A 26,761-nucleotide genomic window follows, 5' to 3' on the forward strand; every position below is an offset into this window, starting at 1 on the left:
ACCTTATTCCTCCTCGTTCCCTCCCTCTTCATACGCGCCAAACGGCTTCGCAGGCAGAACGATATAGGTGCCTTCAAACACCGCGCCTGGGGTTTCATCGCCAAAGAGTTCAACCTGCATCTGTACACGGGCTTTGCGGCCGCGCGCCAGGCGGTCGAGATCGCCCCCCAAAGAGCCGAGATCGGCCACGGCGCTCGGTTTACCGCTTATGGGGGCGCTGTAGCGAATATGGGCATCAGCCAGAATGATCGTGCCGCCAAGGTGGCGTTCACGCAGCATCAGCCAGATAAGCCCCCAGCCGGTGAGCGTGGCGAGCGAAAACAGGCTGCCGGCAAATAGCGTGTGGTGCGGGTTCTGGTTGCCGGTTTCCGGCATGGTGGTAATGAATTTTTGCCCGGTGTACTGCTGAATACGCACCCCCATCTTTTCACTCAGAGGGATGTGCTGATACCAGGCCTGCTGAAGCTGTCCGCACCAGTCCGCGCGGTGGAGAATATCATCCAGCGTGGCGATGGGTTTAATCATCAAAAAGTGGCGAATCGGCGTGGTTTGCGGGGTCGTAATTTCCCCCTGATTAACAAAACCGAGTTTGGCGAAGAACTCAACGGCATCTTCGCGGGCGCTACAGGTCACGCGTTTAACGCCTTCCTGACGGGCCACTGACTCCAGGGTCATGGCCATCAGCGTACCTAACCCTTTGTCCTGCACGGAGGGATGAACCGCCATAAAACGAATAGAGGCTTCGTTATCGGCATTAATATACAGACGCCCGACGGCAACGAGGTTACCCTCTTCGTCCATCACCATCTGATGATGTGCCATGGCGTCCCAGGCGTCGCGTTCAGACCCTTTAGGCTGATGTAATGGCTTGCGCAGCATTTCCCAGCGGAACTGGTAATAGGCTTCTAACTCTTCTTCCGTTTGCGGTACTCGAAGGTGATACATAGCTGTACTCTCTCTTGTTACCCGCGGCCACGCCGCCAGTTGGCTCATACCTGGAGCCAGAATGTGACGGGGCCATCGTTCACCAGCGATACCTGCATATCTGCAGCAAATCGTCCGGTTTGCGTATTCATTTCCTGTTGGCGACAACGCTCAACAAAGTACTCGTAAAGCGCTTCTGCCCGATCCGGGGCCGCACCTTTTGAGAAACTCGGGCGCATGCCGCGTTCGGTATCGGCGGCCAGCGTAAACTGTGAAACCACCAGCACGCTTCCGCCCGATTGCTGGACGTTAAGGTTCATCTTGCCTTCCGCATCACTAAAGATACGGTAGCCCAGCACGCGTTCACATAAGCGGTTGGCTTTTTGTTCGTCGTCATCCTTTTCGACACCTAACAACACTAAAAGTCCTGGGCCAATTTCACCCGTCACCTCTCCCTCCACGGTGACGCTGGCACGGGTTACGCGCTGTATCAATGCAATCATGGTTGGTCTGCTTCTTGTTGTTTTTCAGCTTCTGCTGCTTTTTTAAGTTCGCGGTATACGCCGAGAGTGACAGTTATTTCCGCACCAAGCAAGACGATACACCAGGTCCAGTAAACCCAGACAAACAAAATGGGGATCACCGCCAGTACGCCGTAAATGAGCTGATAGGAGGGGAACATGGTGATGTAAAGGGCAAACCCCTTTTTGCCCAGTTCGAAGAGTACCGCTGCCACCAGTGCGCCAACAACCGCATCACGGTTCGGCACGCGCGTGGTCGGCACCACACTGTAGAGCAGCCAGAAAGAGAGCCACGATAAAATCAGCGGGAAGATACGCAACACGTTATCAATGGCACCGTTGAGATCGCTGGCCCAGCGCAGGGAGAGCAGATAGGAGCTAATCGCCAGGCTCGCCCCCGCCAGCAGCGGGCCGAGAGTTAAAATCATCCAGTAAACAGCAAAGGAGTAGACCTTCGGACGGACTTTTTTACTCCGCCAGATCGTATTAAGCGCACTGTCGATGGAGTACATCAGCAGCAGCGCGGTGACGATAAGCCCGCACGCCCCCACTGCCGTCATCTTGCTGGAGTTTGCGACAAACTGTTCAATGTAGTTCTGGATCACATCGCCAGTGGCAGGAATAAAATTCGCAAAGACGAAGTGGCGCAGCTGCAGGCTGACCTCTGCAAACATGGGAAAAGCGGAAAAAAGGGCAAAAATAACCGCCACCAGCGGTACCAGGGAAAGCAACGACACGTAGGCGAGGTTACCCGCCAGCGTGGTCATGTTGTCCTCATCAATACGGTGCCAGAGGAGTTTTAGCCAGGCCCTGAGCGGGCGAGTATGGTGCGTGGCTTTTTGATGAACGGTTTTTAGCATAACTGCTTCGCAAAGTAGTTCGGTATCGTCTCTTTTCCGGTCACCAAAATTGACGTAATACCCAACTGGTTAGCTCCCTCTATATTATCGGCATTGTCATCGAAAAAGACCGCATCCGACGCGGAGAATCCTTCCGCTTGCAGTACCGCCTGATAAATTCGCGCTTCGGGTTTACGCATCCCCATCTCCTGCGAGAGGTAGATTTTATCTGCTGCAGCCTTAACTTCTGGATATTCCTCAGGCCAGAACGTGGTGTGCAGGCGGTTGGTGTTCGACAGCACGACGACCCGGTGACCCTGCTCGCGAAGTTTATGCATGATGTCGATAACCTCAGGGCGGATAGCGACAAATACAGCCTGCCAGCCGTGGGAGAACTGTTCGTAGCTTAACGGCAGATCCATTTCATGGCACAGACGTTCAGCAAACACTTCGTCGCTGATCTCACCCCGTTCATGCTGATGGAATGTCTCGCCCATGGCGAAACTCTGTTTTAACGTCGCCAGCGGGACACGGCTAAAATCGCTCCATGCGCCCAGCACCCGATTGAAATCGATATCGACGATTACATTTCCTAAGTCAAAGATATAAAGCATGTTTATCTCCTGCTCGCCGTGGAAAAGTAACTGTAGCGGGAAAGATAAGGTTTGGCTATGCGCCAGATTCAGCTTAAAGAAAGGAACGGCCCGAAGGGATTTTCGGGCCGTCAGAAAGGTTATCCAGCCTGCTGCTCTTCGCCTGTGCTGACTTCGACAACTTCTACCTTGCTGAATTTGAGATGATTATGTAGCGCAGAGCCGGGCAGTTCATCGGTAAAGAGCGCCGTTGCCTGCGCCACGTTGCCAATTTCCACGGCGGCAGAGGCGGTGTATTTCGTATGATCGGCCGCCAGTAAAATATGTCTGGCGTGAGCCATCATCGTTTTCACCACGCTGGCTTCATTAACGTCAAACTCCATCATCGCGCCGTCGTGTTCAATCGCCCCCACGCTGGTCACCAGATAATCCGCCCGAAAGCCAGACACGAACGCCGTCGCCGCCGGACCGATAATGCCGCCGTTATGTGGACGCAGCGTACCGCCGGGCACCATCACCTCAAAACGCGGATTTTTATAAAGGATGTGTGCCACCCGCAGACTGTTAGTGATGATACGCAGATGGTTATGGTTGAGCAGTGCACGGGCCACGTGCTCCACGGTCGTGCCAATGGTGATGAAAATAGTCGAACCATCAGGAATATAGTCTGCAATCGCTTCGGCAATCGCCCGCTTCTCTTCAGTCAGCGACACTTCGCGCTGCTCAAAGGCCGTGTTCACCACGCTGGATGCCCTGCCCGCACCGCCATGATGTCGCGTAATCAGTCCCTGTTCGCTCAACTTGCGGATATCCCGGCGCACGGTTTGCGTCGAGACGTCCAGCAGCTGCGCCAGTTCATCAATGTTCATATATCCGCGATCGGCTATCAGCGTCAGCAGCTGATCGTGACGCGGGTTGCCGGTCAGTTCGGTAAGGCTCATGGGCTGTCCTCTGAAAACCATCACGCCCCGCATTTTATACAAAAAGTGACAAAAAAGAGCGGGTTTGATCACAGTCGGGTATACCTGCGCGACCGCCGGGCTGAGTACATTTCAGCGCGGCGACGGCGCTGGCGAAACGCACGGCTTGCGCTGGAGATAACCGTTGCGCCAGGCTGACCGCCAGGGCACCGTGGAAAACATCCCCCGCCCCGGTGGTATCAACCACCTCGACCTCAAAACCCGGCTGATGGCACTGGACACCGTTCTCCAGCCAAAAGCAGCCGTCCCGGCCCTGCGTGACATAGACATGTCCATTTGTGAGCGTTTGTGCTTTTTTAAGCGCACCTTCCGTTTCCTCAAGATGGCTTACCCGACGCAGCCCCGGCGCGGAAAAGGCAGCATGATCGCTGAGGGCGATAAGTTCCGCGATGTCCTGAGGGGTTGTGTCCGCATCGAGCAACGTGGGGACGCCTTGCTGGCGGGCAAGGGTAAACGCCTGCTTCGCCCCTTCATGCCAGCGCACATCGGCTAAAACAATGTCCCATTGCGAGAAGTCGATGCCCTGCAGCCAGTCTGCCGCAGCGGGAAGATCGGGGCTGGGATAGTTCGCGATGATGCGTTCCCCGTTGCCGTCCACCAGCACCGCCGATTGTGACGAGCGGGCATCTTTCACTATGCGCGTGTAGCGGGTGTTCACCCCCAGGGATTCCAGCTCCGCAAGCAGCCTTCTGCCGGTATCGTCGTCACCCACCCGGCCAATAAAATCCACGGATGCCCCCAGTTTTGCCGCCGCCACCGCCGCAGTTGCCGCCGGGCCGCCGCCCACTTCCGTATAGTCTTTTGCGACATATTTCCCACCTTCTTTTGGTAAATCATCGAGATACCAGATGCGATCCAGCACGGTTATGCCGACACAAACGATGCGAGTCATGGTGCTTCCTTCTGCAATTTCTGATGCCTTCATTTTAATTTCATCAAATGTTTAAAAAGTGACCCCTGTCAATTTTTTGACTATAAATTACAAATACGATCAAAAACAGACAACATAAACGCGCAAAAATTGACACGATATGACAGGAGAGAGGCATGTCAGCAATCGCATTTATCGGTTTAGGGCAGATGGGCGCGCCAATGGCGAAGAATCTGTTGAAGCAAGGTCACCAGCTTCAGGTCTTTGATGTGAACCCGCAGGCGGTTCAGATCCTGGTGGAGAGCGGCGCGAAGGCGGCGGCAACGCCCGCGCAGGCCGCAACGGATGCCGAGTTCGTCATTACCATGCTGCCCAACGGCGACCTGGTGCGCAGCGTGTTGTTTGGCGAACATGGCGTTTGCGAAGGCTTATCTCGCGACGCGCTGGTGATCGATATGTCGACCATTCATCCCCTGCAAACCGACGCGTTGATCCGCGACATGGCCGGGCGTGGCTTCAGCCTGATGGACGTACCTGTCGGGCGCACCTCAGACCATGCCATCGCCGGCACGCTGCTCCTGCTGGCTGGCGGCACGGCCGAGCAGGTTGAGCGCGCCACCCCCGTCTTAATGGCGATGGGCAATGAGCTGATTAACGCCGGCGGGCCGGGCATGGGCATCCGCGTGAAGCTTATCAATAACTACATGAGCATTGCGCTAAACGCCTTGTCCGCCGAGGCGGCCGTGCTGTGTGAAGCGCTCGGCCTCTCCTTTGAGGTGGCGCTCAAGGTCATGAGCGGCACGCCTGCAGGTAAAGGCCATTTCACCACCTCCTGGCCGAACAAGGTGCTGAAAGGTGATCTTTCACCCGCCTTCATGATCGACCTTGCACATAAAGATCTGGGGATCGCCCTGGACGTGGCCAACCAGCTCCACGTTCCGATGCCGCTGGGCGCGGCTTCCCGCGAAGTTTACAACCAGGCACGCGCCGCCGGGCGCGGGCGCGAAGACTGGACAGCCATTCTTGAACAGGTTCGCGCATCTGCCGGGCTGAAAAAATCACACTGATACGAAAGGACTGAGGAATGACGATGTACACCCTGAAAGATATCACCCGACCTTCCGGCGGTTTTGCGATGCTGGCCGTCGATCAGCGCGAAGCGATGCGCCTGATGTTTGCCGCAGCAGGTGCGCCGGTGCCGGTCACTGACCAGCATCTGACGGATTTTAAGGTCAGTGCGGCGAAAATTCTGTCGCCGTACGCCTCTGCCATTCTCGTCGACCAGCAGTTCTGCTATCGCCAGATTGTGGAGCAGCAGGCCATAGCTAAAAGCTGCGCGCTGATTGTGGCGGCCGACGAGTTTATTCCAGGGAACGGTATTCCCGTCGACAGCGTGACGATCGACAAGAACGTCGACGCGCAGGCGGTCAAACGCGATGGCGGCAAGGCGCTGAAATTACTGGTGCTGTGGCGTAGCGATGAAGACGCGCAGCAGCGTCTTGAGATGGTGAAAGCATTTAACTCCCTGTGCCACGACAACGGCCTGCTGAGCATTATCGAGCCGGTGGTGCGTCCACCGCGTCGCGGCGCCGGGTTTAACCGCGAACAGGCGATTATCGATGCGGCCAAAGAGCTGGGTGACAGCGGTGCGGACCTCTACAAAGTGGAGATGCCGCTGTTGGGTAAAGGCACTCAGCAGCAACTGCTGGCGGCCTCGCAGAAGCTGAACGAGCACATCGCCATGCCGTGGGTGATCCTCTCCTCCGGCGTGGACGAAAAATTATTCCCGCGCGCCGTGAGCGTTGCCATGCAGGCGGGGGCATCAGGCTTTTTAGCCGGTCGCGCCGTCTGGTCATCGGTGATTGGCCTGCCGGACACCGGGCTGATGCTTCGCGATATTTCCGTACCTAAACTGCAGCGCCTGGGTGAGATCGTCGACGAAATGATGGCTCGCCGTTAAGAAAGGACCCGAACATGAAATGGTTTAACACCCTGAGCCATAACCGCTGGCTCGAACAAGAGACCGACCGCATTCTTGATTTCGGTAAAAACGCAGCCGTACCGACCGGCTTCGGCTGGCTGGGCAATAACGGGCAGGTTCGCAGCGATATGGGCACGCATCTGTGGATCACCGCCCGTATGCTGCACGTTTACGCGGTGGCGGCGAACATGGGTCGTCCCGGTGCGTATGCCCTGGTTGAGCACGGCATTAATGCCCTGAACGGCCCGCTGCGCGACAAACAGTACGGCGGCTGGTACGCCTGTGTTAACGATGAAGGCGTGGTGGATGCCTCCAAGCAGGGTTATCAGCACTTCTTCGTGCTGCTGGGCGCGGCGAGCGCCGTCACCACCGGACACCCGCAGGCGCGCAGGCTGCTGGACGACGCCATTGAGGTGATTGAGCGCTACTTCTGGAGCGAACAGGAGCAGATGTGCCTGGAGTCCTGGGATGAAGCGTTCAGCAAAACGGAAGATTACCGCGGTGGTAACGCCAACATGCACGCCGTGGAAGCCTTCCTCATCGTGTATGACGTAACCCACGATCGTAAATGGCTCGACCGCGCGCTGCGCATCGCCTCAGTGATTATTCACGACGTGGCGCGCAAAGGTGAGTATCGCGTTAACGAGCATTTCGATACCAACTGGAACCCGATCCGCGACTACAACATCGATAATCCCGCCCACCGTTTTCGCGCCTACGGCGGCACACCAGGGCACTGGATTGAGTGGGGCCGCCTGATGCTGCACCTGCGTGCCGCGCTGGAAGCCCGCTTCGAAACCCCACCGGCGTGGCTGCTGGAAGACGCAAAAGGACTGTTCCACGCCACCATCCGCGATGCCTGGGCGCCAGACGGAGCCGATGGGTTCGTCTACTCCGTTGGCTGGGACGGCAAGCCTATCGTGCGCGAACGCGTGCGCTGGCCGATCGTCGAGGCGATGGGCACTGCGTATGCGCTCTACACCGTAACCGGCGAGGCGCAGTACGAAGCCTGGTATCAGAAATGGTGGGATTACTGCATCAAATACCTGATGGATTACGAGAACGGATCCTGGTGGCAGGAGCTGGACACCAACAACGAAGTGACCACCAAAGTCTGGGACGGCAAGCAGGATATTTACCACCTGCTGCACTGCCTGGTGATCCCCCGCCTGCCGCTGGCTCCGGGCTTAGCCCCTGCCGTAGCCGCCGGATTACTGGATAGCCAGGCCAAATAATAAAGACGGAGTTTTCTATGCGTACCCTACACAATATTGATCTGAAAAATAACGAACATGGCTTCACCCTGCGCTGGCAGGACCGTCTGATTTTATCCCACTCCACCGATGAACCTTGCCTGTGGATCGGCGCGGGCGTTGCCGATATCGATATGTTTCGCGGCAACTTCAGCATCAAAGACAAGCTCAACGAAAAAATCGCCCTGACGGACGCGACCGTTACACAGCAAAGCGCAGGCTGGGCGATCCGCTTTACCCGTGGCGATGCGGTGAGCGCGACGCTGCTGGTGGGTGTGGATGCGGAAGGCCGTCTGGAACTGAAGCTGAAAAATGATGCCACCTGTCACAACCGCATCTGGCTGCGGCTGGCGGCCCAGCCTGAAGATCATATCTACGGCTGCGGCGAACAGTTCTCGTACTTTGATCTGCGCGGCAAGCCATTCCCGCTGTGGACCAGCGAACAGGGGGTGGGCCGCAATAAGCAGACCTACGTGACCTGGCAGGCCGACTGCAAAGAGAATGCGGGCGGCGATTATTACTGGACCTTCTTCCCCCAGCCTACCTTCGTGAGCACCCAGAAGTACTACTGCCACGTGGATAACAGCTGCTACATGAACTTCGACTTCAGCGCGCCGGATTTCCACGAACTGGCGTTCTGGGAAGATAACGCCACGCTGCGCTTCGAATGTGCAGAAACCTACGTCGATCTGCTGGAAAAACTCACCGGCCTGCTGGGGCGTCAGCCGGAGCTGCCGGACTGGGTTTACGACGGCGTGACGCTGGGCATTCAGGGCGGCACCGGGGTGTGTCAGCACAAGCTCGACGTCATGCGTCAGGGCGGGGTGAAGGTGAACGGCATCTGGGCGCAGGACTGGTCCGGCATCCGCATGACCTCCTTTGGCAAACGCGTGATGTGGAACTGGAAGTGGAACAGCGAGCTGTATCCGCAGCTTAATGAGCGTATTGCACAGTGGAAACAGGAAGGCGTGCAGTTCCTCTCTTATATCAACCCGTACGTCGCCAGCGACAAAGATCTCTGTGAAGAGGCGGCAAAACGCGGCTATCTGACCAAAAATGCCGACGGCAAGGACTACCACGTCGAGTTTGGCGAGTTTTACGCGGGCGTCATCGACCTGACCAACCCGGAAGCCTACGGCTGGTACAAAGAGGTGATCAAAAAGAACCTGATCGAACTGGGCTGCAGTGGCTGGATGGCCGATTTTGGCGAATATCTGCCAACCGATACCTTCCTGCACAACGGCGTCAGCGCGGAGATCATGCATAACGCCTGGCCTGCCCTGTGGGCCAAATGTAACTACGAGGCGCTGGAAGAGACCGGCAAGCTCGGCGAGATCCTGTTCTTCATGCGCGCGGGTTATACCGGCAGCCAGAAGCACTCGGTGATGATGTGGGCGGGAGATCAGAACGTCGACTGGAGCCTGGACGACGGTCTGGCGTCCGTCGTACCTGCTGCGCTGTCTCTGGCGATGACCGGTCACGGGCTACACCACAGCGACATCGGCGGCTATACCACCCTGTTCGAGATGAAACGCACCAAAGAGCTGTTGCTGCGCTGGTGCGATTTCAGCGCCTTTACGCCGATGATGCGTACCCACGAAGGTAACCGCCCGGGTGACAACTGGCAGTTCGACGGCGACGCCGAAACCATCGCGCACTTTGCACGTATGACCACCGTGTTCACCACCCTGAAGCCGTACATCAAAGCTGCGGTTGCGCTGAACGCGAAAAGTGGCCTGCCGGTGATGCGCCCGCTGTTCCTGCATTATGAAGACGACGCGCGCGCCTACACGCTGAAATACCAGTACCTGTTTGGCCGCGATCTGCTGGTGGCACCGGTTCATGAAGAGGGCCGCCACGACTGGACGCTCTATCTTCCGCAGGACAACTGGGTGAATGTGTGGACGGGTGAAACCTGCCAGGGCGGTGAGGTGACCGTTGCTGCCCCGCTCGGCAAACCGCCGGTTTTCTATCGCCAGCAAAGCGAATGGGCAGATCTGTTTAATACCTTACGTCATATCTGATAAGGCTCGCCCGCGGGGAAACCTGCGGGCAGACGGAGAACAATAATGAGTCAACATACTTCTGATCCGGCAACCCTACGCCTGCCGTTTAAAGAAAAACTCGCCTACGGGATGGGCGATCTCGGCTCTAACATCCTGCTGGATATCGGCACGCTGTATCTGCTGAAGTTTTATACCGACGTGCTGGGCCTGCCGGGTACCTACGGCGGGATCATCTTCCTGATTGCCAAATTCTTTACCGCCTTCACCGATATGGGTACCGGGATCATGCTCGACTCCCGGCGCAACATCGGCCCGAAAGGGAAATTCCGCCCGTTCGTGCTGTATGCCGCCTTCCCGGTGACCTTGCTGGCGATTGCCAACTTCGTCGGTACGCCGTTTGAAATCACCGGTAAAACGGTGATGGCAACGGTGCTGTTCATGCTGTACGGCCTGTTCTTCAGCATGATGAACTGCTCTTACGGCGCGATGGTGCCCGCCATCACCAAAAACCCGGACGAGCGCGCCTCGCTGGCCGCCTGGCGTCAGGGCGGCGCCACGCTTGGCCTGCTGCTCTGTACCGTCGGTTTTGTCCCGGTAATGAACCTGATTGAGGGCAACGATCAGCTTGGCTATATCTTTGCCGCCACGCTTTTCTCGCTGTTCGGGCTGTTCTTTATGTGGTGGTGCTACAAGGGCGTGACCGAGCGTTACGTCGAGACGCAGCCTGCTCATCCGGCGCAAAAACCGGGGCTGTTGCAGTCGTTTCGCGCCATTGCCGGAAACCGTCCGCTGTTTATCCTGTGCATCGCCAACCTCTGCACGCTGGGTGCCTTTAACGTCAAACTCGCCATCCAGGTTTACTACACGCAGTACGTGCTGAACGACCCGATCCTGCTGTCGTACATGGGTTTCTTCAGCATGGGCTGTATTTTTATCGGCGTCTTTATGATGCCCGGCGCGGTGCGGCGCTTCGGCAAGAAAAAAGTCTATATCGGCGGGCTGATGGTTTGGGTGGCGGGCGATCTGCTCAACTACTTCTTCGGCGGCGGCTCGGTGAGCTTTGTGGCGTTCTCCTGCCTGGCCTTCTTCGGCTCCGCGTTCGTGAACAGCCTGAACTGGGCGTTGGTATCCGATACCGTGGAATACGGCGAGTGGCGCACCGGCGTGCGATCTGAAGGAACGGTTTACACCGGCTTTACCTTCTTCAGGAAGGTATCTCAGGCACTGGCGGGCTTCTTCCCGGGGATCATGCTCACGCAAATTGGCTATGTGCCCAACGTGGTGCAATCCGCCGGAACGGTTGAAGGACTGCGGCAGCTGATTTTTATCTATCCGAGCCTGCTGGCGGTCATCACCATTGTGGCGATGGGCTGTTTCTACAATCTCAACGAGAAGATGTATGTGCGCATCGTGGAAGAGATCGAACTGCGTAAACGTACGGCATAAATGACGAGATAGAGCGCCCTGCGGGCGCTCTGAGGATCGACCATGACACATAACACTGATCCGTTAACCCTGAAATTGAGCCTGCGAGAGAAGTGCGCCTACGGGATGGGCGATTTTGGCTCGAATCTGATGCTGTGTATTGGCACGCTGTATCTGCTGAAGTTTTACACCGACGAACTGGGCATGCCCGCCTTCTATGGCGGCATTATTTTCCTGGTAGCGAAGTTTTTTACCGCGTTCACCGACATGCTGACCGGCGTGCTGCTGGACTCCCGGCGTAACATCGGCGCGAAGGGAAAATTCCGGCCATTCATTCTTTATGCCTCCGTCCCGGTGGCGCTGGTCGCGACGGCGCAGTTTATGGCCAACGACTTTAGCCTGACGGTGAAAACGGCGCTCGCCACCGTGCTCTTCATGATGTTTGGCCTCTGCTATAGCCTGATGAACTGCGCCTACGGTGCGATGGTCCCGGCCATTACCAAAAACCCGAACGAGCGCGCACAGCTTGCGGCGTGGCGTCAGGGCGGCGCAACCGTGGGGCTGTTGCTCTGCACCGTCGGCTTTATGCCCATTCAGGCGCTGTTCGTCAGCCAGCCCTCCCTCGGCTATCTGGTGGCGGCGCTGGTGTTCGTCACCGGCGGCCTGTTCTGCATGTGGTGGTGCTACAGCGGCGTGAAAGAGCGCTACGTGGAGCTTACGCCCGATCACCATAAGCCCGGCATTCTGAAATCATTCTGCGCGATTTTCCGCAATCCGCCGCTGCTGGTGCTGTGTATCGCCAACCTGTGTACCCTTGCCGCGTTTAACATCAAGCTGGCGATTCAGGTCTATTACACCCAGTACGTGCTAAACGATCTGCATTTGCTGTCGTGGATGGGCTTTTTCAGCATGGGATGCATTCTGATTGGCGTGTTTCTGGTGCCCGGTGCGGTGAAGCGCTTTGGCAAAAAACCGGTTTATCTGGGTGGGCTGGCGCTGTGGGCGGTGGGCGACGTGCTGAACTTCTTCTGGGGGACCAGTTCCCTGCTGTTCGTGCTGTTTTCCTGCATGGCCTTTTTCGGCACGGCGTTTGTGAACAGCCTGAACTGGGCGCTGGTACCGGATACCGTTGATTACGGCGAGTGGAAAACGGGCATTCGTGCTGAAGGGTCGGTTTATACCGGCTATACCTTCTCGCGCAAAATCTCTGCCGCCCTCGCCGGTTTTCTGCCTGGCATCATGCTGACCCAGATTGGCTACGTTCCCCATGCGGTGCAGAGCGCAGGTACGCTACTTGGTCTGCGTCAGCTTATTTTCCTCTGGCCGTGCGGCCTGGCCGTCGTTGCCGCCGTGACCATGGGGCTGTTTTATAAACTCAACGAAGCGCGCTTCGCCTTTATTATCGAGGAGATTGGAAAACGGAAAAAACAAACCGCGAATACCCCTGAGATAACCACCAACAATAAAGCGTCAGCAGTCACTTTATAACAATAAAACCGGCCACTATGTCCTTCCTGTTCATCAGGAGGGAGGCCTTTCTGTACCTGATACATGGACAAATTATGAAAAGAATCATTACTGTACTGATCGTGTCGTCTGTGTCCTGCCCGGTATTTGCCGGGGCTTATGTCGAAACCCGCGAAGCATATAATACGGCCTCTGAGCTACACGAGGTGATCCTGCGTGCAGGCTATAACTTCGATATGGGCGCGGGGCTGATGTTCACCAATGCCTATAACGTGGGGAAATGGGATGAGCTTAAGCACAGCTATAACGAAATAGAGGGGTGGTATCCGCTCTTTAAACCCACCGACAAGCTCACCTTCCAGCCCGGCGGATTGATTAACGACAGCAGCGCAGGATCGGGTGGTGCGGTCTATTTAGATACCAATTATAAATTTACGGACGGGTTCAACCTGACGTTCCGCTATCGCTATAACCATAACAATTACGATACGCCGGACTATAACGGGCAGATGGATAAGAACGATACGCATGAGTTTGCTAACTACTGGAATTTCAAAGTGACGGATGCGTTTTTTTATACCTTTGAACCGCACTTTTTCCAGCGGGTGAATGATTACCACAGCAAAAATGGCAAAGATCATCACTGGGAAATTACCAATAAATTCAGCTACAAGATCGACAAAAACTGGCTGCCATATCTTGAACTGCAGTGGCTGGACAGATGGAATGATTACAACCGGGAGCAGTACCGGATTCGCCTGGGATTGCGGTATTCGTTCTAATAAAAAAAAGCCGCTGAGCAATCAGCGGCTTTTTACTGCCGGGCGGCGCATGCGCTTACCCGGCTAACGGATTGACCGTATTACTCTTCTTTCGCACCGCGCATTGCACGTTTACGATCGTTCTCGGTCAGGTGACGTTTACGGATACGGATAGACAGTGGAGTCACTTCTACCAGTTCGTCGTCATCGATGAATTCCAGAGCCTGCTCCAGCGTCATCTTGATCGGTGGAACCAGAACCGTTGCTTCGTCAGTACCGGACGCACGCATGTTGGTCAGTTTCTTACCGGTCAGGCAGTTTACCGTCAGGTCGTTAGAACGACTGTGAATACCAATGATCTGGCCTTCATACACTTCAGCACCGTGACCCAGGAACAGCTTACCGCGATCCTGCAGACCGAACAGCGCAAACGCAACCGCTTTACCCTGACCGTTAGAGATCAGCACGCCGTTGTTACGCTGGCCCACTTCACCCGGACGTACGTCGTCGTAGTGGCTGAAGGTGGAGTACAGCAGACCGGTACCGGAAGTCATGGTCATGAACTCAGAACGGAAGCCGATCAGGCCACGGCTTGGGATCACGTAGTCGAGACGTACGCGGCCTTTGCCATCTGGATTCATGTTTTTCAGGTCGCCTTTACGCTCACCCAGAGCCTGCATCACAGAACCCTGGTGCTGCTCTTCAACGTCCAGCGTTACGTTTTCGAACGGCTCTTGTTTACGGCCGTCGATTTCGCGGAAGATAACTTTCGGACGGGAAACCGCCATCTCGAAACCTTCACGACGCATGTTTTCGATCAGAACAGACAGGTGCAGTTCACCACGACCGGATACGCGGAAGGCATCAGCGTCTTCCGTTTCTTCAACGCGCAGCGCAACGTTGTGCACCAGCTCTTTGTTCAGGCGGTCAAGGATCTGACGAGAGGTAACGAATTTACCTTCTTTACCACAGAACGGAGAGGTGTTGACGTTGAAGAACATGGTTACCGTTGGTTCATCAACAGACAGGGCTGGCAGCGCTTCCACGTTCTGCGGGTCGCAGATGGTGTCAGAGATGTTCAGCTCGCCCAGACCGGTGATCGCGATGATATCACCCGCTTCAGCCAGATCGCTGTCGATACGCTCCAGACCCAGGTGAGTCAGCACTTTGCCCACTTTACCGTTACGGGTTTTGCCTTCGCTATCGATGATAGTAACCTGCTGGTTCGGCTTCACTTTACCGCGTTTGATGCGGCCGATACCGATAACGCCAACGTAGTTGTTGTAGTCCAGCTGGGAGATCTGCATCTGCAGAGGACCATCAAGATCAACATCCGGAGCCGGTACGTGATCGACAATCGCCTGATACAGCGGGGTCATGTCTGCCGCCATATCTTCGTGATCCAGACCCGCAATACCATTCAACGCCGAAGCGTAGATGATAGGGAAGTCCAGCTGCTCGTCGGTCGCGTCAAGGTTCACGAACAGGTCAAACACCTGATCAACAACCCAGTCAGGACGTGCGCCAGGACGGTCAACCTTGTTGATAACAACAATAGGCTTCAGGCCATGGGCAAATGCTTTTTTGGTCACGAAACGCGTTTGCGGCATTGGGCCGTCAAAGGCGTCAACCACCAGCAGCACGGAATCCACCATGGACATCACGCGCTCAACTTCACCACCGAAGTCGGCGTGCCCTGGGGTATCAACGATGTTGATACGGTAGTCATTCCATTTGATAGCGGTGTTTTTCGCGAGGATGGTAATCCCACGCTCTTTCTCCAAATCGTTGGAGTCCATCACACGCTCTTGAGTTTCGGCACGTGCATCAAACGTACCGGATTGCTGCAGCAGCTTATCAACCAGGGTAGTTTTACCATGGTCAACGTGCGCGATGATGGCGATGTTACGCAAATTTTCGATCACAACTTTGCCTCAGGCATTAGAAATAGCGCGTTATTGTACACGGATTAATCGCACTACAAAACAGGATCACAAACATCCCCCGCAAACAAGTATTGCAGAGATGCTTTGTGATCGCTTTCACGGAGCGTAAAAAGGGCACTTTAACGAAAATTGCACCAATATGGTGCTCAGTGTTCACACTGAAGCACTATACTGGTGCAACATAACCATTGTGGTGCAGCACTTTTGCACTATGGTGCGCATGATAACGCCTTTTTGGGGTGTTTTAAAAGTTGGCACAGATTTCGCTTTATAAAAATACGGCAAAAAGATGGCCTCATAGCCACCTTGATAGAAGTTGAAGACCTCGTTACCACGACGACAATGACCAATCTGGAGAGTTAAGTATGTCCGCTGAACACGTTTTGACGATGCTGAACGAACATGAAGTGAAGTTTGTTGATCTGCGCTTCACCGATACTAAAGGTAAAGAACAGCACGTCACTATTCCTGCTCATCAGGTAAACGCCGAATTCTTTGAAGAAGGCAAAATGTTTGACGGCTCCTCCATTGGTGGCTGGAAAGGCATTAACGAATCTGACATGGTTCTGATGCCAGACGCGACCACGGCGGTCATTGATCCGTTCTTCGAAGAGCCAACCCTGATCATCCGTTGCGATATCCTCGAGCCAGGCACGCTGCAGGGCTACGACCGTGACCCACGCTCCATCGCTAAACGTGCAGAAGAGTACCTGCGTTCTACCGGCATCGCAGACACCGTTCTGTTCGGGCCAGAGCCAGAATTCTTCCTGTTCGATGACATTCGTTTCGGTGCCTCTATCTCTGGCTCCCACGTGGCTATCGACGACATCGAAGGTGCATGGAACTCCTCCACCAAATACGAAGGTGGTAACAAAGGTCACCGTCCTGGCGTGAAAGGCGGTTACTTCCCGGTTCCTCCGGTCGATTCTTCACAGGACATCCGTTCCACCATGTGTCTGGTGATGGAAGAGATGGGCCTGGTAGTTGAAGCTCACCACCACGAAGTGGCGACTGCTGGTCAGAACGAAGTGGCAACCCGCTTCAATACCATGACCAAAAAAGCGGACGAAATTCAGATCTACAAATACGTTGTGCACAACGTTGCACACCGTTTCGGTAAAACCGCGACCTTCATGCCAAAACCAATGTTTGGCGACAACGGTTCCGGTATGCACTGCCACATGTCCCTGTCCAAGAACGGTACCAACCTGTTCTCTGGTGACAAATATGCAGGTCTGTCTGAGCAGGCGCTGTACTACATTGGCGGCGTAATCAAACACGCTAAAGCGATCAACGCCCTGGCGAACCCAACCACCAACTCTTACAAGCGTCTGGTCCCAGGCTACGAAGCACCTGTTATGCTGGCTTACTCAGCGCGTAACCGTTCTGCTTCTATCCGTATCCCGGTGGTGGCTTCTCCTAAAGCGCGTCGTATCGAAGTGCGCTTCCCGGATCCAGCAGCTAACCCATACCTGTGCTTCGCAGCACTGCTGATGGCCGGTCTGGACGGTATCAAGAACAAGATCCACCCAGGCGAAGCGATGGACAAAAACCTGTATGACCTGCCGCCAGAAGAAGCGAAAGAGATCCCACAGGTTGCAGGCTCTCTGGAAGAAGCCCTGCAGGCACTGGACGCTGACCGCGAGTTCCTGACTGCGGGTGGCGTGTTCACTGACGACGCTATCGATGCCTACATCGCCCTGCGTACTGAAGAGAACGACCGCGTGCGCATGACTCCGCATCCGGTTGAATTCGAACTGTACTACAGCGTTTAAGTTACAACGGGTTTCGCGCCACCCTTCAGGCGCGGCCCCGAAAGCTTTTTTTTGTTGCCGTGGAAACTTTCAGCCCATCTCCGGATGGGCTTTTTTCTCCACCAACAACCTGATCTCACGCGCTTTTTACGACGAAAAAGCTATACTGCACTAAATTAGTGCAACCAACTCCAGGAGACTGCTGAATGGCAACTGGCACGCTGCCCGATGCTGGGCAGATCCTCAATTCGTTAATTAACAGCATTTTGCTGGTCGACGACGAGCTGGCTGTTCATTACGCCAACCCGGCGGCGCAGCAACTGCTCGCCCAAAGCGCACGCAAACTGTTTGGCACTCCGCTGCCAGAATTATTGAGCTATTTTTCGCTGAACATTGGCCTGATGCAGGAAAGTCTGCAGGCCGGTCAGGGGTTCACCGATAACGAAGTGACGCTGGTGATCGACGGGCGCTCGCATATTTTGTCGCTTACCGCGCAACGTCTTCCTGAAGGGCTGATCCTGCTCGAAATGGCGCCGATGGACAATCAGCGCCGACTGAGCCAGGAGCAACTTCAGCATGCGCAGCAAATTGCTGCCCGCGATCTGGTGCGGGGCCTGGCGCATGAAATCAAAAACCCACTGGGCGGATTACGCGGGGCGGCGCAGCTGTTAACCAAAGCGCTGCCGGACCCTGCGCTGGCGGAGTATACCAACGTCATCATTGAGCAGGCCGATCGTCTGCGTAACCTGGTTGACCGCCTGCTCGGGCCGCAACAGCCGGGTATGCACGTCACCGAAAGCATTCATAAAGTGGCTGAACGGGTGGTGAAGCTCGTCTCAATGGAGCTGCCGGAGAACGTTACGCTGGTGCGTGATTATGACCCCAGCCTGCCGGAACTGGCGCACGATCCGGACCAGATTGAGCAGGTCCTGCTGAATATTGTGCGTAATGCGCTGCAGGCTCTGGGACCGGAAGGCGGCGAAATCATTTTGCGTACCCGTACCGCATTCCAGCTCACCTTGCATGGCGTGCGCTATCGGCTGGCGGCACGCATCGACGTTGAGGACAACGGGCCGGGGATCCCATCTCATCTGCAGGACACCCTGTTCTACCCGATGGTCAGCGGTCGCGAAGGCGGTACCGGGCTGGGATTATCCATTGCCCGCAGTTTGATCGATCAACACTCTGGAAAAATTGAATTTACCAGTTGGCCGGGACATACCGAGTTTTCGGTTTTCCTGCCGATTAAAAAATAAAGGTGACGTTTATGCAACGAGGGATAGTCTGGGTAGTCGATGACGATAGCTCCATCCGTTGGGTGCTTGAACGCGCGCTCACAGGGGCGGGATTAAGCTGCACGACGTTTGAGAGCGGCAGCGAAGTGCTCGACGCACTCACCACCAAAACGCCGGATGTTCTGCTGTCGGATATTCGTATGCCGGGTATGGACGGGCTGGCGCTTTTAAAGCAGATCAAACAACGCCACCCTATGCTTCCGGTCATCATAATGACGGCACACTCCGATCTGGATGCCGCCGTTAGCGCCTATCAGCAAGGGGCATTCGACTACCTGCCCAAGCCATTTGATATCGACGAAGCGGTCGCGCTGGTTGAGCGCGCCATTAGCCATTACCAGGAGCAGCAACAGCCCCGTAATGCGCCCGATTTCGGCCCTACCACGGACATCATTGGCGAAGCACCGGCGATGCAGGATGTGTTTCGCATTATTGGCCGTCTGTCGCGTTCGTCCATCAGCGTATTGATTAATGGCGAATCGGGCACCGGTAAAGAGCTGGTCGCGCACGCCTTACATCGCCATAGCCCGCGGGCAAAAGCGCCGTTTATCGCCCTGAATATGGCGGCTATCCCGAAAGATTTGATTGAATCCGAACTGTTCGGCCATGAAAAAGGCGCCTTTACCGGGGCAAATACCATTCGTCAGGGCCGCTTCGAACAGGCTGACGGGGGGACATTATTCCTGGATGAAATTGGCGATATGCCGCTGGATGTTCAGACCCGTCTTCTGCGCGTGCTGGCCGACGGACAGTTTTATCGCGTGGGCGGGTATGCGCCGGTGAAAGTGGATGTACGCATTATTGCCGCGACACACCAGAACCTGGAGCAACGCGTGCAGGAGGGAAAATTCCGTGAGGATTTATTCCATCGCCTGAACGTCATCCGCGTCCATCTGCCGCCGCTACGTGAACGTCGCGAAGATATCCCTCGCCTGGCGCGTCACTTCCTGCAGGTCGCCGCGCGTGAACTGGGTGTCGAAGCCAAACAGCTTCACCCGGAAACCGATGCCGCCCTCACCCGCCTGGCCTGGCCGGGTAACGTGCGTCAACTGGAAAATACCTGTCGCTGGCTCACCGTCATGGCCGCCGGACAGGAGGTCTTGATTCAGGATCTGCCGGCCGAGCTGTTTGAAGCAACTGCCCCTGAAAGCAGTACGGGCCATGCGCTGCCGGACAGCTGGGCGACGCTGCTGGCGCAGTGGGCCGATCGCGCGCTGCGTTCCGGTCATCAAAATTTGCTCTCTGAGGCGCAGCCGGAGATGGAACGCACGCTGTTAACCACCGCGCTTCGTCATACGCAGGGCCATAAACAGGAAGCAGCCCGCCTGCTGGGATGGGGACGTAATACCCTGACGCGTAAGCTTAAAGAGCTTGGAATGGAGTAATCTTCACCGCTGTGTAAAGATTACTAATTGAGCGCAAATTGCCGTTATTTTGCGCTTTACTGTGTCGATGAGTTTTGTATGATCGTGCCCGGAAATTGGGGGTGAACATCATGCTGGAAACATTAGTACATATGCTCTCTAGCGGAGCCGCAGAAAGCCACACGCCGCAAACCGCAGTTGCTGCAGTGTTGTGTGCGGCGCTGGTTGGTCTGTTTAGCTAGCGGGTAAAAATGTAAAAGCCGGGTGGCGGCTTCGCCTTACCCGGCCTACGTTTCATGCTTTTGCGGCTTAAATCACCCGCGAGAACTGCTGCATACGCGCTTTCTGCCGAAGGTAAGCGTCAAAGCACATGCAGATATTACGAATCAATAAACGTCCTTTCGGCGTGACCTCAATCGCATTCTCCGACACATCCACCAGCCCGTCCTTCGCAAGCGGTGCCAGCAGCTTCAGGTCTTCTGCAAAATAATCGCTAAAGTGCAGATCCCACTGCGACTCAACGTCGCTGAAATCGAGACGGAAGTTGCAGATAAGCGCCTTAATCACATCACGACGAATGCAGTCGTCACGTGTTAACGCGATGCCGCGCCACAGCGCGTTGCCCTTTTCATCCACCTGCTGATAGTAGAGCTTCAACTCTTTCTGGTTTTGCGCGTAGCAATCGCCAATCATGCTGATGGCGGAAACGCCCATCCCCAGCAAATCGGTATCGCCCTGGGTGGTATAGCCCTGGAAATTACGGTGCAGTACCCCTTCGCGCTGAGCAACAGCCAGCTCGTCATCCGGACGGGCAAAGTGATCCATACCGATAAACTGATATCCGGTCTCGGTCAGCGAGGTAATGGTTTCCTGGAGAATATCCAGTTTCTGTTGAGCAGAAGGCAGATCGGCATCTTTGATTTTGCGCTGCGCGGCAAAGAGCGTCGGCAGATGCGCATAGTTAAACACGCTCAGGCGGTCCGGGTTAAGTTCAGCCACGCGTTTCAGCGTAAAAGCAAAGCTCTCCGGCGTCTGCTTTGGCAGGCCGTAAATCAGATCGATATTGGTTGAGGTGAAACCAATTTCACGCGCATGGTTGAGTAAGGCAAAGATAAATTCTTCGTCCTGCTCGCGGTTCACCAGACGCTGGACCTCTTTATTGAAGTCCTGAACGCCCATACTCAGGCGATTGAAGCCTTCGGCACGTAAATGATCCAGCACATCCAGCTCAATTTCACGCGGATCGACCTCGATCGAGATTTCGGCGTCGTCATTAAAATGGAAATTGCTGCGAAGAAGCGCCATCAAACGGCTGATCTGCGCTTTATTCAGATAGGTTGGCGTACCGCCGCCCCAGTGAAGCTGGCTGACATGACGGCCAGTAAACAACGGCGCGCGATGCAAAATTTCCTGCTCCAGCGCATCCAGATACTGATCGGCTTTATGCTGCTGACGGGTGACAATTTTATTGCAGCCGCAGAAATAGCAGAGCTTATGGCAGAACGGAATATGGACGTAGAGCGACAGCGGGCGTTCTGGATAGCGCGCGACGGCCTGCTGAAAATCACCCTCACCGAAGGCATCGGAGAACTCCAGCGCGGTGGGGTATGAGGTGTAACGCGGCCCGGAATAGTTATATTTCTGGATCAGGGCCAAATCCCAGTCGATAGATGGTACAGACATGCTCACTCCTTCCGTTGGTGTCGCGTTCGTATACGGCGGCCCGTTCTGGCCCCATTGCGGACCATCATTCGGGTGCGCAGCCACTTCTGTCGCCGCGACAACCGCCGTAGTTTAACGAATAACCACACCAGATAACATATAACCGGAAGGGTTATAAGCAGGACTATCGTTCCTGCCGGGTGCAAATGTTAGTTTCCACCCTTCAGAAGACGCATCATATCTTCCTGCTTTTCGTCTTCTTCTTCATCTTCGTCATCGTCGTATGACAGGCCCAGCTTCTGCATCAGTTCGTCGATGCGATCCAGTTTGGCATCCACCCAGGACTGCTCTTCAGCGGTCAGGGTTTCACCCTCTTCAAGACGTTCCAGCAGCGCGTCCAGGCGCTCATCGTTCTCCAGCAAATCCAGCTCAGCCTGCGGTGAAAGCATAGGTTTCTCGCTCTTTGGTTTGTGCTGCTTAGTGACCGGGGTGTCTGTCACGCCCAGTGGAATGGGAGTTTTACTGCCGATACGTGGATCTTTCTGCGGCTTATTTTTAGCAGAAGCGCCAGATGCACCGCCACCGTTTGCACGGCTACCCGCAGCATGACCGCGATGTTTTTTTTCGCGTTTGCGATCGCGCGCTTCCTGGTTCAGTTCTTCGCGCGTTTTGCGGCGTGCTTTGGCAGGGCGTTTCGCGCCCGCTGCGGAGGTCGGTTTTTTCATGATGTTTTATCTTTAAGTCGTTTTCTTCAGTATAGAATTGCGGCGAAATCTAGCAGAAAGCAAGCAAAGAAAAAAGGCGACAGAGCAATCTGTCGCCTTTTTTCCTGACTCATAACCCTTAACGGGTCAGACATTCCGTGTTTGCCTACAACAAACCCTGTTTATCCGTTGGCTGATACCGTCCGTGATACGGTTCCTTTTCCTGTTAAAACGCCTCCAGGCGCTGGTCATCCTGACAATCCTGCGTCTTCGCCTCCTGGCGCTCCTGACCCTTATCCCTAAGTCATTATCCTGTTGGCATCCCCGCCTTGACGCACACTTTACCTTGTTCATTTAAACTAACAAGCAACGAAAGGGTACAAAAACGGATTTTCAGATAATCACTCAATATTAATCTTATGATTTAAAACAGTTTGTATTTTTTTACACCTGCGATTTCTCTGAAATTTCTCATAACATCTATAGCCGATGTCTCACATCGGCCAGGGCTTAAGCCTACAGACCAGGTGCAATCAAAAAAGCCTTTTGCCTGCATTCAGGTATAATCCCCCGCAGATTACGATTTTTGGAGACGACCACGTGACTACCTGGAACTACCAACAGACGCATTTTGTCACCAGTGCGCCCGATATTCGCCACCTGCCCTCTGATACCGGCATCGAAGTGGCCTTTGCTGGCCGCTCGAATGCGGGGAAATCCAGCGCACTGAATACGCTGACCAATCAGAAGAACCTGGCGCGTACCTCAAAAACACCTGGCCGTACCCAGCTGATTAACCTGTTTGAAGTGGCCGAAGGCAAACGCCTGGTCGATTTACCGGGGTACGGTTACGCGCAGGTACCGGAAGAGATGAAGATCAAGTGGCAGCGCGCGCTGGGTGAATACCTGGAAAAGCGCATGTGCCTGAAAGGCCTGGTGGTGCTGATGGATATTCGCCACCCGCTGAAAGACCTTGATCAGCAGATGATCGACTGGGCTGTGGCAAGCGATATTGCCGTTCTGGTGCTGCTGACAAAAGCGGATAAGCTGGCGAGCGGCGCGCGTAAAGCGCAGGTGAATATGGTTCGTGAAGCGGTACTGGCATTCAACGGTGATGTGCAGGTTGAGGCGTTCTCCTCGCTGAAAAAGCAGGGTGTGGATAAGCTGCGTCAGAAGCTCGACAGCTGGTTCAGCGAGCTGGAGCCCGCAACAGAAGCGGAAGAAGGGTAATACCGGGCGCGGCCATGGCCGCGCTTTTTTTTGTCCGAAATTTCCTTTGCCGCAATAAAAAACGCCCCAGTCATTACTGACTGGGGCGGCTAAAATATTCAGCCAAATCCGATTACGTGAAGTAAAAGGTCTGAAAGATAGAACATCTTACCTCTGTACCCTACGCCGCTAACTCTACCCCTTTTTTTGCTGCAGAAAAAGCACTTTTTGTAGTTTTTTTTCATTCTTTACATAGGGAATTCTAATGATCGTCACAAAACGCACGTCGTTATGTTGCTAACTTACATAAAAAGCGCGTTATTCGCCGAACCATTAGTGAGCCTGATCCCAGTTTTCACCACTTCCCACTTCCACCAGCAACGGCACATCGAGTTTCATGCTGTTTTCCATCAGTTCGTGGATTGTCTTCGACACGCTATCGAGATCGTCTTTGTGCACTTCGAACACCAGTTCATCGTGTACCTGCATGATCATTTTCACGCGCGGTTTCTCTTTTTCCAGCCAGGCATCCACGGCGATCATCGCGCGCTTGATGATGTCAGCTGCGGTTCCCTGCATCGGGGCGTTGATTGCAGCACGTTCTGCCCCGGCACGGCGTGCCGCGTTGCTGGATTTAATGTCGGGTAAGTAGAGACGACGACCGTCCAGGGTTTCAACGTAGCCTTTTTCCTTCGCCTGCGCGCGGGTGCGTTCCATATATTCCAGTACGCCCGGATATCGCTCGAAGTAGAGATCCATATACTTCTGCGACTCTTTACGCGGAATATTGAGCTGGCGTGAAAGACCGAAGGCGCTCATGCCGTAAATCAGGCCGAAGTTGATTGCTTTCGCGCTGCGGCGTTGCTCGTTTGTCACGCTGTCCAGCGGCAGACCAAAGACTTCCGCAGCGGTTGCCCGGTGGATGTCCTTCCCTTCGGCAAAGGCCGTCAACAGGCCCTTATCACGCGAGAGGTGCGCCATAATGCGCAGCTCGATTTGCGAGTAATCAGCAGAAACAATCAGATAGTCATCAGGTGCAATAAACGCCTGACGAATGCGACGCCCTTCTTCATTTCGAACCGGAATGTTCTGCAGGTTTGGATCGGTCGAGGAGAGACGTCCGGTGGCCGCCACAGCCTGATGGTATGAAGTATGCACACGACCCGTTTTCGGGTTGATCATCAGCGGCAGCTTATCGGTGTAAGTCGATTTCAGCTTTGCCAGACCACGGTACTCCAGAATGACTTTGGGCAGCGGATAATCCAGCGCCAGCTCCTCCAGCACCTCTTCAGAGGTGGACGGTGCGCCGCCAGGGGTTTTCTTCAGCGGTTTGATCCCCTGCTTTTCAAACAGAATGGTTTGCAGCTGTTTTGGCGATGAGAGGTTAAACGGCTCACCGGCAAGCTCATGCGCCTTTTGCTCCAGTTCGGTCAGACGCTGGGCGAGTTCGCCCGAGTGGTTATGCAGTACCGTCGGATCGATTTTTACGCCGTTGCGCTCGATGCGTGAAAGAACAGGTACCAGCGGCATCTCAATGTTCTGAAACACATTCAGCGGCCCTTCGTGCTTCTGCAGTTTTGGCCACATCTTCAGGTGCAGCTGCAGCGTGACGTCGGCATCTTCTGCCGCATAGCGTCCCGCCTCTTCCAGCGCTATCTGGTTAAAGGTGAGTTGATTTTTGCCTTTACCGGCAATCTCTTCAAACGTGATGGTTTTGTGCTTCAACCAGCGGTCAGACAGGGAGTCCATATCATGACGACCTGCTACGCTGTCCAGAATGTAGGATTCCAGCATGGTATCAAACGCGATACCGCGCAACTCAATACCGTAGTTTTGCAGAATACCGCGGTCGTATTTGAGGTTTTGCCCCACCTTCAACGCGTTGTCGTCTTCCAGAATTGGCTTCAGCAGTTCCAGCACGCGTTCGCGAGAGAGTTGCTCCGGTGCGTCCAGGTAATCGTGCGCGACGGGAACATAGGCAGCGATACCCGGCTCTGTCGCAAATGACAGGCCCACCATATTGGCGGTAATGTTATCCAGGCTGTCGGTTTCCGTGTCGAAAGCAAAGACCGGTGCTTTTTTCAGTTTCTCGATCCAGGCAACCAGCTGTGTCTCTTCAAGAATGGTTTCGTAGTGCTCAAAAGAGAGCGCTGCGGCTTCTTCTTCAGCCTGATCGTCGGCATCAATGACAATCGTCTCTTTTGGCTTCGCAGCCGGTTTGGCGCCTTTTGCCTGCAGCCATTTACCGGCTTCCACGTCGGTGGTCCAGCGCTTAAATTCGTATTTCTTAAACAGGCTCAGCAGGTCATCCGCAGATGGTTGTTGCACCTCAAGCTGCTCACATCCCAGTTCCAGCTCAACATCGGTTTTAATCGTCGCCAGCTTATAGGAGAGATAAGCCACCTCTTTATTCTCTTCCAGCTTCCCGGCCATGGTTTTTGCGCCACGGAAGGAGAGCCCGGCGATTTTGTCAGACTCCGCATACAGCGTATCCAGCCCGCCCAGTCCCTGAAGGAGTGCCTGTGCCGTTTTTTCGCCAACGCCTGGCACGCCAGGGATGTTATCCGATGAGTCACCCATCAACGCGAGGAAATCGATAATCAACTCTGGCGGCACGCCATATTTTGCGACCACCTCTTCAGGGCCGAGGATGGTGTTGGTCATGGTGTTAATCAGGGTGATCCCTGGCGTCACCAGCTGCGCCATATCTTTATCACCAGTACTGATGAGAACCGGACGGCCCATTTTTTCGGCTTCACGCGCCAGGGTGCCAATGACGTCATCCGCTTCCACACCAGAAACCGCCAGCAGTGGCAGCCCCATCGCTTTCACCATCGCGTGCAGCGGCTCAATCTGCGCACGCAGATCGTCAGGCATTGGCGGACGGTGAGATTTGTAATGCTCAAACAACTCGTCGCGGAAAGTTTTGCCTTTCGCGTCAAAAACGACTGCCGCGTGGGTTGGCTGATACTGAAGGATCAGGCTACGCAGCATGTTAAGTACACCGTACATCGCGCCGGTGGGTTCTCCTGCGCTATTGGTCAGAGGAGGAAACGCATGATACGCCCGATACAGGTAAGAAGAGCCGTCGACGAGAATAAGAGGGTTTTCTGGGATCTGAACCATAATGTCCGTGCCTTTAATCAATTTATGACTAAAGGATGCCACAGAAGGATGAAAACATCAGTTATTAGCGCCTGATACAG

At 54.9% G+C, this 26,761-nt stretch carries 23 protein-coding genes; 12 read left to right on the top strand and 11 right to left on the bottom strand.

The window, feature by feature from the left end; genetic code table 11:
* Positions 1-3: 3 nt before the first annotated feature.
* The 6 genes from fabY to ECL_RS25435 form a co-directional block, all read right to left on the bottom strand.
* Positions 4-945 carry a fatty acid biosynthesis protein FabY gene (fabY, locus tag ECL_RS25410; RefSeq protein WP_013099362.1) on the bottom strand — a complete coding sequence of 314 codons (942 nt, stop codon included), beginning with the start codon at positions 943-945 and terminating at the stop codon, positions 4-6.
* A 44-nt stretch (positions 946-989) separates the two neighbouring features.
* On the bottom strand, positions 990-1,427 hold the full coding sequence (gene dtd / locus ECL_RS25415; protein WP_013099363.1) for a D-aminoacyl-tRNA deacylase: 438 nt from the start codon (positions 1,425-1,427) through the stop codon (positions 990-992).
* Positions 1,424-2,305 carry a virulence factor BrkB family protein gene (locus ECL_RS25420; protein ID WP_013099364.1) on the bottom strand — a complete coding sequence of 294 codons (882 nt, stop codon included), beginning with the start codon at positions 2,303-2,305 and terminating at the stop codon, positions 1,424-1,426. Before ECL_RS25420 ends, dtd begins: the two co-directional genes overlap by 4 nt.
* Positions 2,299-2,898 (bottom strand): glucose-1-phosphatase, encoded by a 600-nt coding sequence (yihX, locus tag ECL_RS25425; protein WP_013099365.1) that lies wholly within the window; start codon positions 2,896-2,898, stop codon positions 2,299-2,301. The genes ECL_RS25420 and yihX overlap by 7 nt, the downstream gene beginning before the upstream one ends.
* A gap of 119 nt (positions 2,899-3,017) precedes the next feature.
* On the bottom strand, positions 3,018-3,818 hold the full coding sequence (locus ECL_RS25430) for a DeoR/GlpR family DNA-binding transcription regulator (RefSeq protein WP_013099366.1): 801 nt from the start codon (positions 3,816-3,818) through the stop codon (positions 3,018-3,020).
* Between the two features lie 34 nt (positions 3,819-3,852).
* Complete coding sequence (locus ECL_RS25435; RefSeq protein ID WP_044159133.1) at positions 3,853-4,749, bottom strand: sugar kinase; 897 nt, start codon at positions 4,747-4,749, stop codon at positions 3,853-3,855.
* A 155-nt stretch (positions 4,750-4,904) separates the two neighbouring features.
* On the opposite strand from ECL_RS25435, the gene yihU reads away from it, so the two are divergent.
* The 7 genes from yihU to ompL all read left to right on the top strand — a co-directional run bounded on the left by yihU (position 4,905) and on the right by ompL (position 13,642).
* Positions 4,905-5,795 carry a sulfolactaldehyde 3-reductase gene (yihU, locus tag ECL_RS25440; RefSeq protein WP_013099368.1) on the top strand — a complete coding sequence of 297 codons (891 nt, stop codon included), beginning with the start codon at positions 4,905-4,907 and terminating at the stop codon, positions 5,793-5,795.
* Positions 5,796-5,812: 17 nt separating this feature from the next.
* Positions 5,813-6,688, top strand: a complete 876-nt coding sequence (gene yihT / locus ECL_RS25445; protein WP_044159140.1) for a sulfofructosephosphate aldolase — start codon at positions 5,813-5,815, stop codon at positions 6,686-6,688.
* Positions 6,689-6,702: 14 nt separating this feature from the next.
* Entirely contained in the window at positions 6,703-7,944 is a 1,242-nt protein-coding gene (yihS, locus tag ECL_RS25450; RefSeq protein ID WP_013099370.1) for a sulfoquinovose isomerase, read from the top strand.
* Between the two features lie 17 nt (positions 7,945-7,961).
* Positions 7,962-9,986 (top strand): alpha-glucosidase, encoded by a 2,025-nt coding sequence (locus tag ECL_RS25455; protein ID WP_013099371.1) that lies wholly within the window; start codon positions 7,962-7,964, stop codon positions 9,984-9,986.
* A 45-nt stretch (positions 9,987-10,031) separates the two neighbouring features.
* Positions 10,032-11,414, top strand: coding sequence for an MFS transporter (locus ECL_RS25460; RefSeq protein ID WP_013099372.1), 1,383 nt, complete (start codon positions 10,032-10,034; stop codon positions 11,412-11,414).
* Between the two features lie 42 nt (positions 11,415-11,456).
* Positions 11,457-12,881, top strand: a complete 1,425-nt coding sequence (locus ECL_RS25465) for an MFS transporter (RefSeq protein WP_044159142.1) — start codon at positions 11,457-11,459, stop codon at positions 12,879-12,881.
* Between the two features lie 74 nt (positions 12,882-12,955).
* On the top strand, positions 12,956-13,642 hold the full coding sequence (gene ompL / locus ECL_RS25470) for a porin OmpL (protein WP_013099374.1): 687 nt from the start codon (positions 12,956-12,958) through the stop codon (positions 13,640-13,642).
* An 80-nt stretch (positions 13,643-13,722) separates the two neighbouring features.
* Here ompL and typA read toward each other — a convergent pair whose 3' ends face one another.
* Positions 13,723-15,546, bottom strand: a complete 1,824-nt coding sequence (gene typA, locus ECL_RS25475; RefSeq protein WP_013099375.1) for a ribosome-dependent GTPase TypA — start codon at positions 15,544-15,546, stop codon at positions 13,723-13,725.
* Between the two features lie 386 nt (positions 15,547-15,932).
* On the opposite strand from typA, the gene glnA reads away from it, so the two are divergent.
* From glnA to ECL_RS25495, 4 genes are all read left to right on the top strand, one after another.
* Entirely contained in the window at positions 15,933-17,342 is a 1,410-nt protein-coding gene (gene glnA / locus ECL_RS25480) for a glutamate--ammonia ligase (protein ID WP_013099376.1), read from the top strand.
* A gap of 185 nt (positions 17,343-17,527) precedes the next feature.
* A complete protein-coding gene (gene glnL / locus ECL_RS25485) occupies positions 17,528-18,577 on the top strand; it encodes a nitrogen regulation protein NR(II) (RefSeq protein WP_008501857.1) in 1,050 nt (349 codons plus the stop codon).
* 11 nt (positions 18,578-18,588) lie between these two features.
* Positions 18,589-20,001, top strand: coding sequence for a nitrogen regulation protein NR(I) (glnG, locus tag ECL_RS25490; RefSeq protein WP_013099377.1), 1,413 nt, complete (start codon positions 18,589-18,591; stop codon positions 19,999-20,001).
* 110 nt (positions 20,002-20,111) lie between these two features.
* Positions 20,112-20,222 carry a YshB family small membrane protein gene (locus ECL_RS25495; RefSeq protein ID WP_032618432.1) on the top strand — a complete coding sequence of 37 codons (111 nt, stop codon included), beginning with the start codon at positions 20,112-20,114 and terminating at the stop codon, positions 20,220-20,222.
* A gap of 67 nt (positions 20,223-20,289) precedes the next feature.
* Here the strand turns inward: ECL_RS25495 and hemN are convergent, their stop codons facing one another.
* Both hemN and yihI read right to left on the bottom strand, forming a co-directional pair.
* Positions 20,290-21,663, bottom strand: a complete 1,374-nt coding sequence (gene hemN, locus ECL_RS25500) for an oxygen-independent coproporphyrinogen III oxidase (RefSeq protein ID WP_013099379.1) — start codon at positions 21,661-21,663, stop codon at positions 20,290-20,292.
* 188 nt (positions 21,664-21,851) lie between these two features.
* Positions 21,852-22,367, bottom strand: a complete 516-nt coding sequence (yihI, locus tag ECL_RS25505) for a Der GTPase-activating protein YihI (RefSeq protein ID WP_013099380.1) — start codon at positions 22,365-22,367, stop codon at positions 21,852-21,854.
* Between the two features lie 579 nt (positions 22,368-22,946).
* Between yihI and yihA the strand changes: the two genes are divergently transcribed.
* Complete coding sequence (yihA, locus tag ECL_RS25510) at positions 22,947-23,576, top strand: ribosome biogenesis GTP-binding protein YihA/YsxC (RefSeq protein ID WP_013099382.1); 630 nt, start codon at positions 22,947-22,949, stop codon at positions 23,574-23,576.
* Between the two features lie 98 nt (positions 23,577-23,674).
* Here the strand turns inward: yihA and spfP are convergent, their stop codons facing one another.
* Both spfP and polA read right to left on the bottom strand, forming a co-directional pair.
* Positions 23,675-23,722: a small protein SpfP gene (gene spfP / locus ECL_RS28065; protein ID WP_071892919.1), complete on the bottom strand. Its 48-nt coding sequence runs from the start codon at positions 23,720-23,722 to the stop codon at positions 23,675-23,677.
* Between the two features lie 166 nt (positions 23,723-23,888).
* The gene (gene polA / locus ECL_RS25515; protein ID WP_013099383.1) at positions 23,889-26,681 is read right to left on the bottom strand and encodes a DNA polymerase I; all 2,793 of its coding nucleotides are present in this window, start codon (positions 26,679-26,681) and stop codon (positions 23,889-23,891) included.
* Positions 26,682-26,761: the final 80 nt, after the last annotated feature.

The organism is Enterobacter cloacae subsp. cloacae ATCC 13047 (assembly GCF_000025565.1).
Lineage (GTDB): Bacteria > Pseudomonadota > Gammaproteobacteria > Enterobacterales > Enterobacteriaceae > Enterobacter > Enterobacter cloacae.

Excerpts from the sequence above, each read along its gene's own strand:
- ECL_RS25455 (WP_013099371.1), top strand. The coding sequence starts at position 7,962 with ATGCGTACCCTACACAATATTGATCTGAAAAATAACGAACATGGCTTC.
- yihI (WP_013099380.1), bottom strand. The coding sequence starts at position 22,367 with ATGAAAAAACCGACCTCCGCAGCGGGCGCGAAACGCCCTGCCAAAGCA.
- ECL_RS25430 (WP_013099366.1), bottom strand. The coding sequence starts at position 3,818 with ATGAGCCTTACCGAACTGACCGGCAACCCGCGTCACGATCAGCTGCTG.
- ompL (WP_013099374.1), top strand. The coding sequence starts at position 12,956 with ATGAAAAGAATCATTACTGTACTGATCGTGTCGTCTGTGTCCTGCCCG.
- yihX (WP_013099365.1), bottom strand. The coding sequence starts at position 2,898 with ATGCTTTATATCTTTGACTTAGGAAATGTAATCGTCGATATCGATTTC.
- hemN (WP_013099379.1), bottom strand. The coding sequence starts at position 21,663 with ATGTCTGTACCATCTATCGACTGGGATTTGGCCCTGATCCAGAAATAT.
- fabY (WP_013099362.1), bottom strand. The coding sequence starts at position 945 with ATGTATCACCTTCGAGTACCGCAAACGGAAGAAGAGTTAGAAGCCTAT.
- ECL_RS25495 (WP_032618432.1), top strand. The coding sequence starts at position 20,112 with ATGCTGGAAACATTAGTACATATGCTCTCTAGCGGAGCCGCAGAAAGC.
- yihT (WP_044159140.1), top strand. The coding sequence starts at position 5,813 with ATGACGATGTACACCCTGAAAGATATCACCCGACCTTCCGGCGGTTTT.
- glnA (WP_013099376.1), top strand. The coding sequence starts at position 15,933 with ATGTCCGCTGAACACGTTTTGACGATGCTGAACGAACATGAAGTGAAG.
- polA (WP_013099383.1), bottom strand. The coding sequence starts at position 26,681 with ATGGTTCAGATCCCAGAAAACCCTCTTATTCTCGTCGACGGCTCTTCT.
- ECL_RS25465 (WP_044159142.1), top strand. The coding sequence starts at position 11,457 with ATGACACATAACACTGATCCGTTAACCCTGAAATTGAGCCTGCGAGAG.
- glnL (WP_008501857.1), top strand. The coding sequence starts at position 17,528 with ATGGCAACTGGCACGCTGCCCGATGCTGGGCAGATCCTCAATTCGTTA.
- yihU (WP_013099368.1), top strand. The coding sequence starts at position 4,905 with ATGTCAGCAATCGCATTTATCGGTTTAGGGCAGATGGGCGCGCCAATG.
- ECL_RS25420 (WP_013099364.1), bottom strand. The coding sequence starts at position 2,305 with ATGCTAAAAACCGTTCATCAAAAAGCCACGCACCATACTCGCCCGCTC.
- dtd (WP_013099363.1), bottom strand. The coding sequence starts at position 1,427 with ATGATTGCATTGATACAGCGCGTAACCCGTGCCAGCGTCACCGTGGAG.
- ECL_RS25460 (WP_013099372.1), top strand. The coding sequence starts at position 10,032 with ATGAGTCAACATACTTCTGATCCGGCAACCCTACGCCTGCCGTTTAAA.
- yihS (WP_013099370.1), top strand. The coding sequence starts at position 6,703 with ATGAAATGGTTTAACACCCTGAGCCATAACCGCTGGCTCGAACAAGAG.
- glnG (WP_013099377.1), top strand. The coding sequence starts at position 18,589 with ATGCAACGAGGGATAGTCTGGGTAGTCGATGACGATAGCTCCATCCGT.
- ECL_RS25435 (WP_044159133.1), bottom strand. The coding sequence starts at position 4,749 with ATGACTCGCATCGTTTGTGTCGGCATAACCGTGCTGGATCGCATCTGG.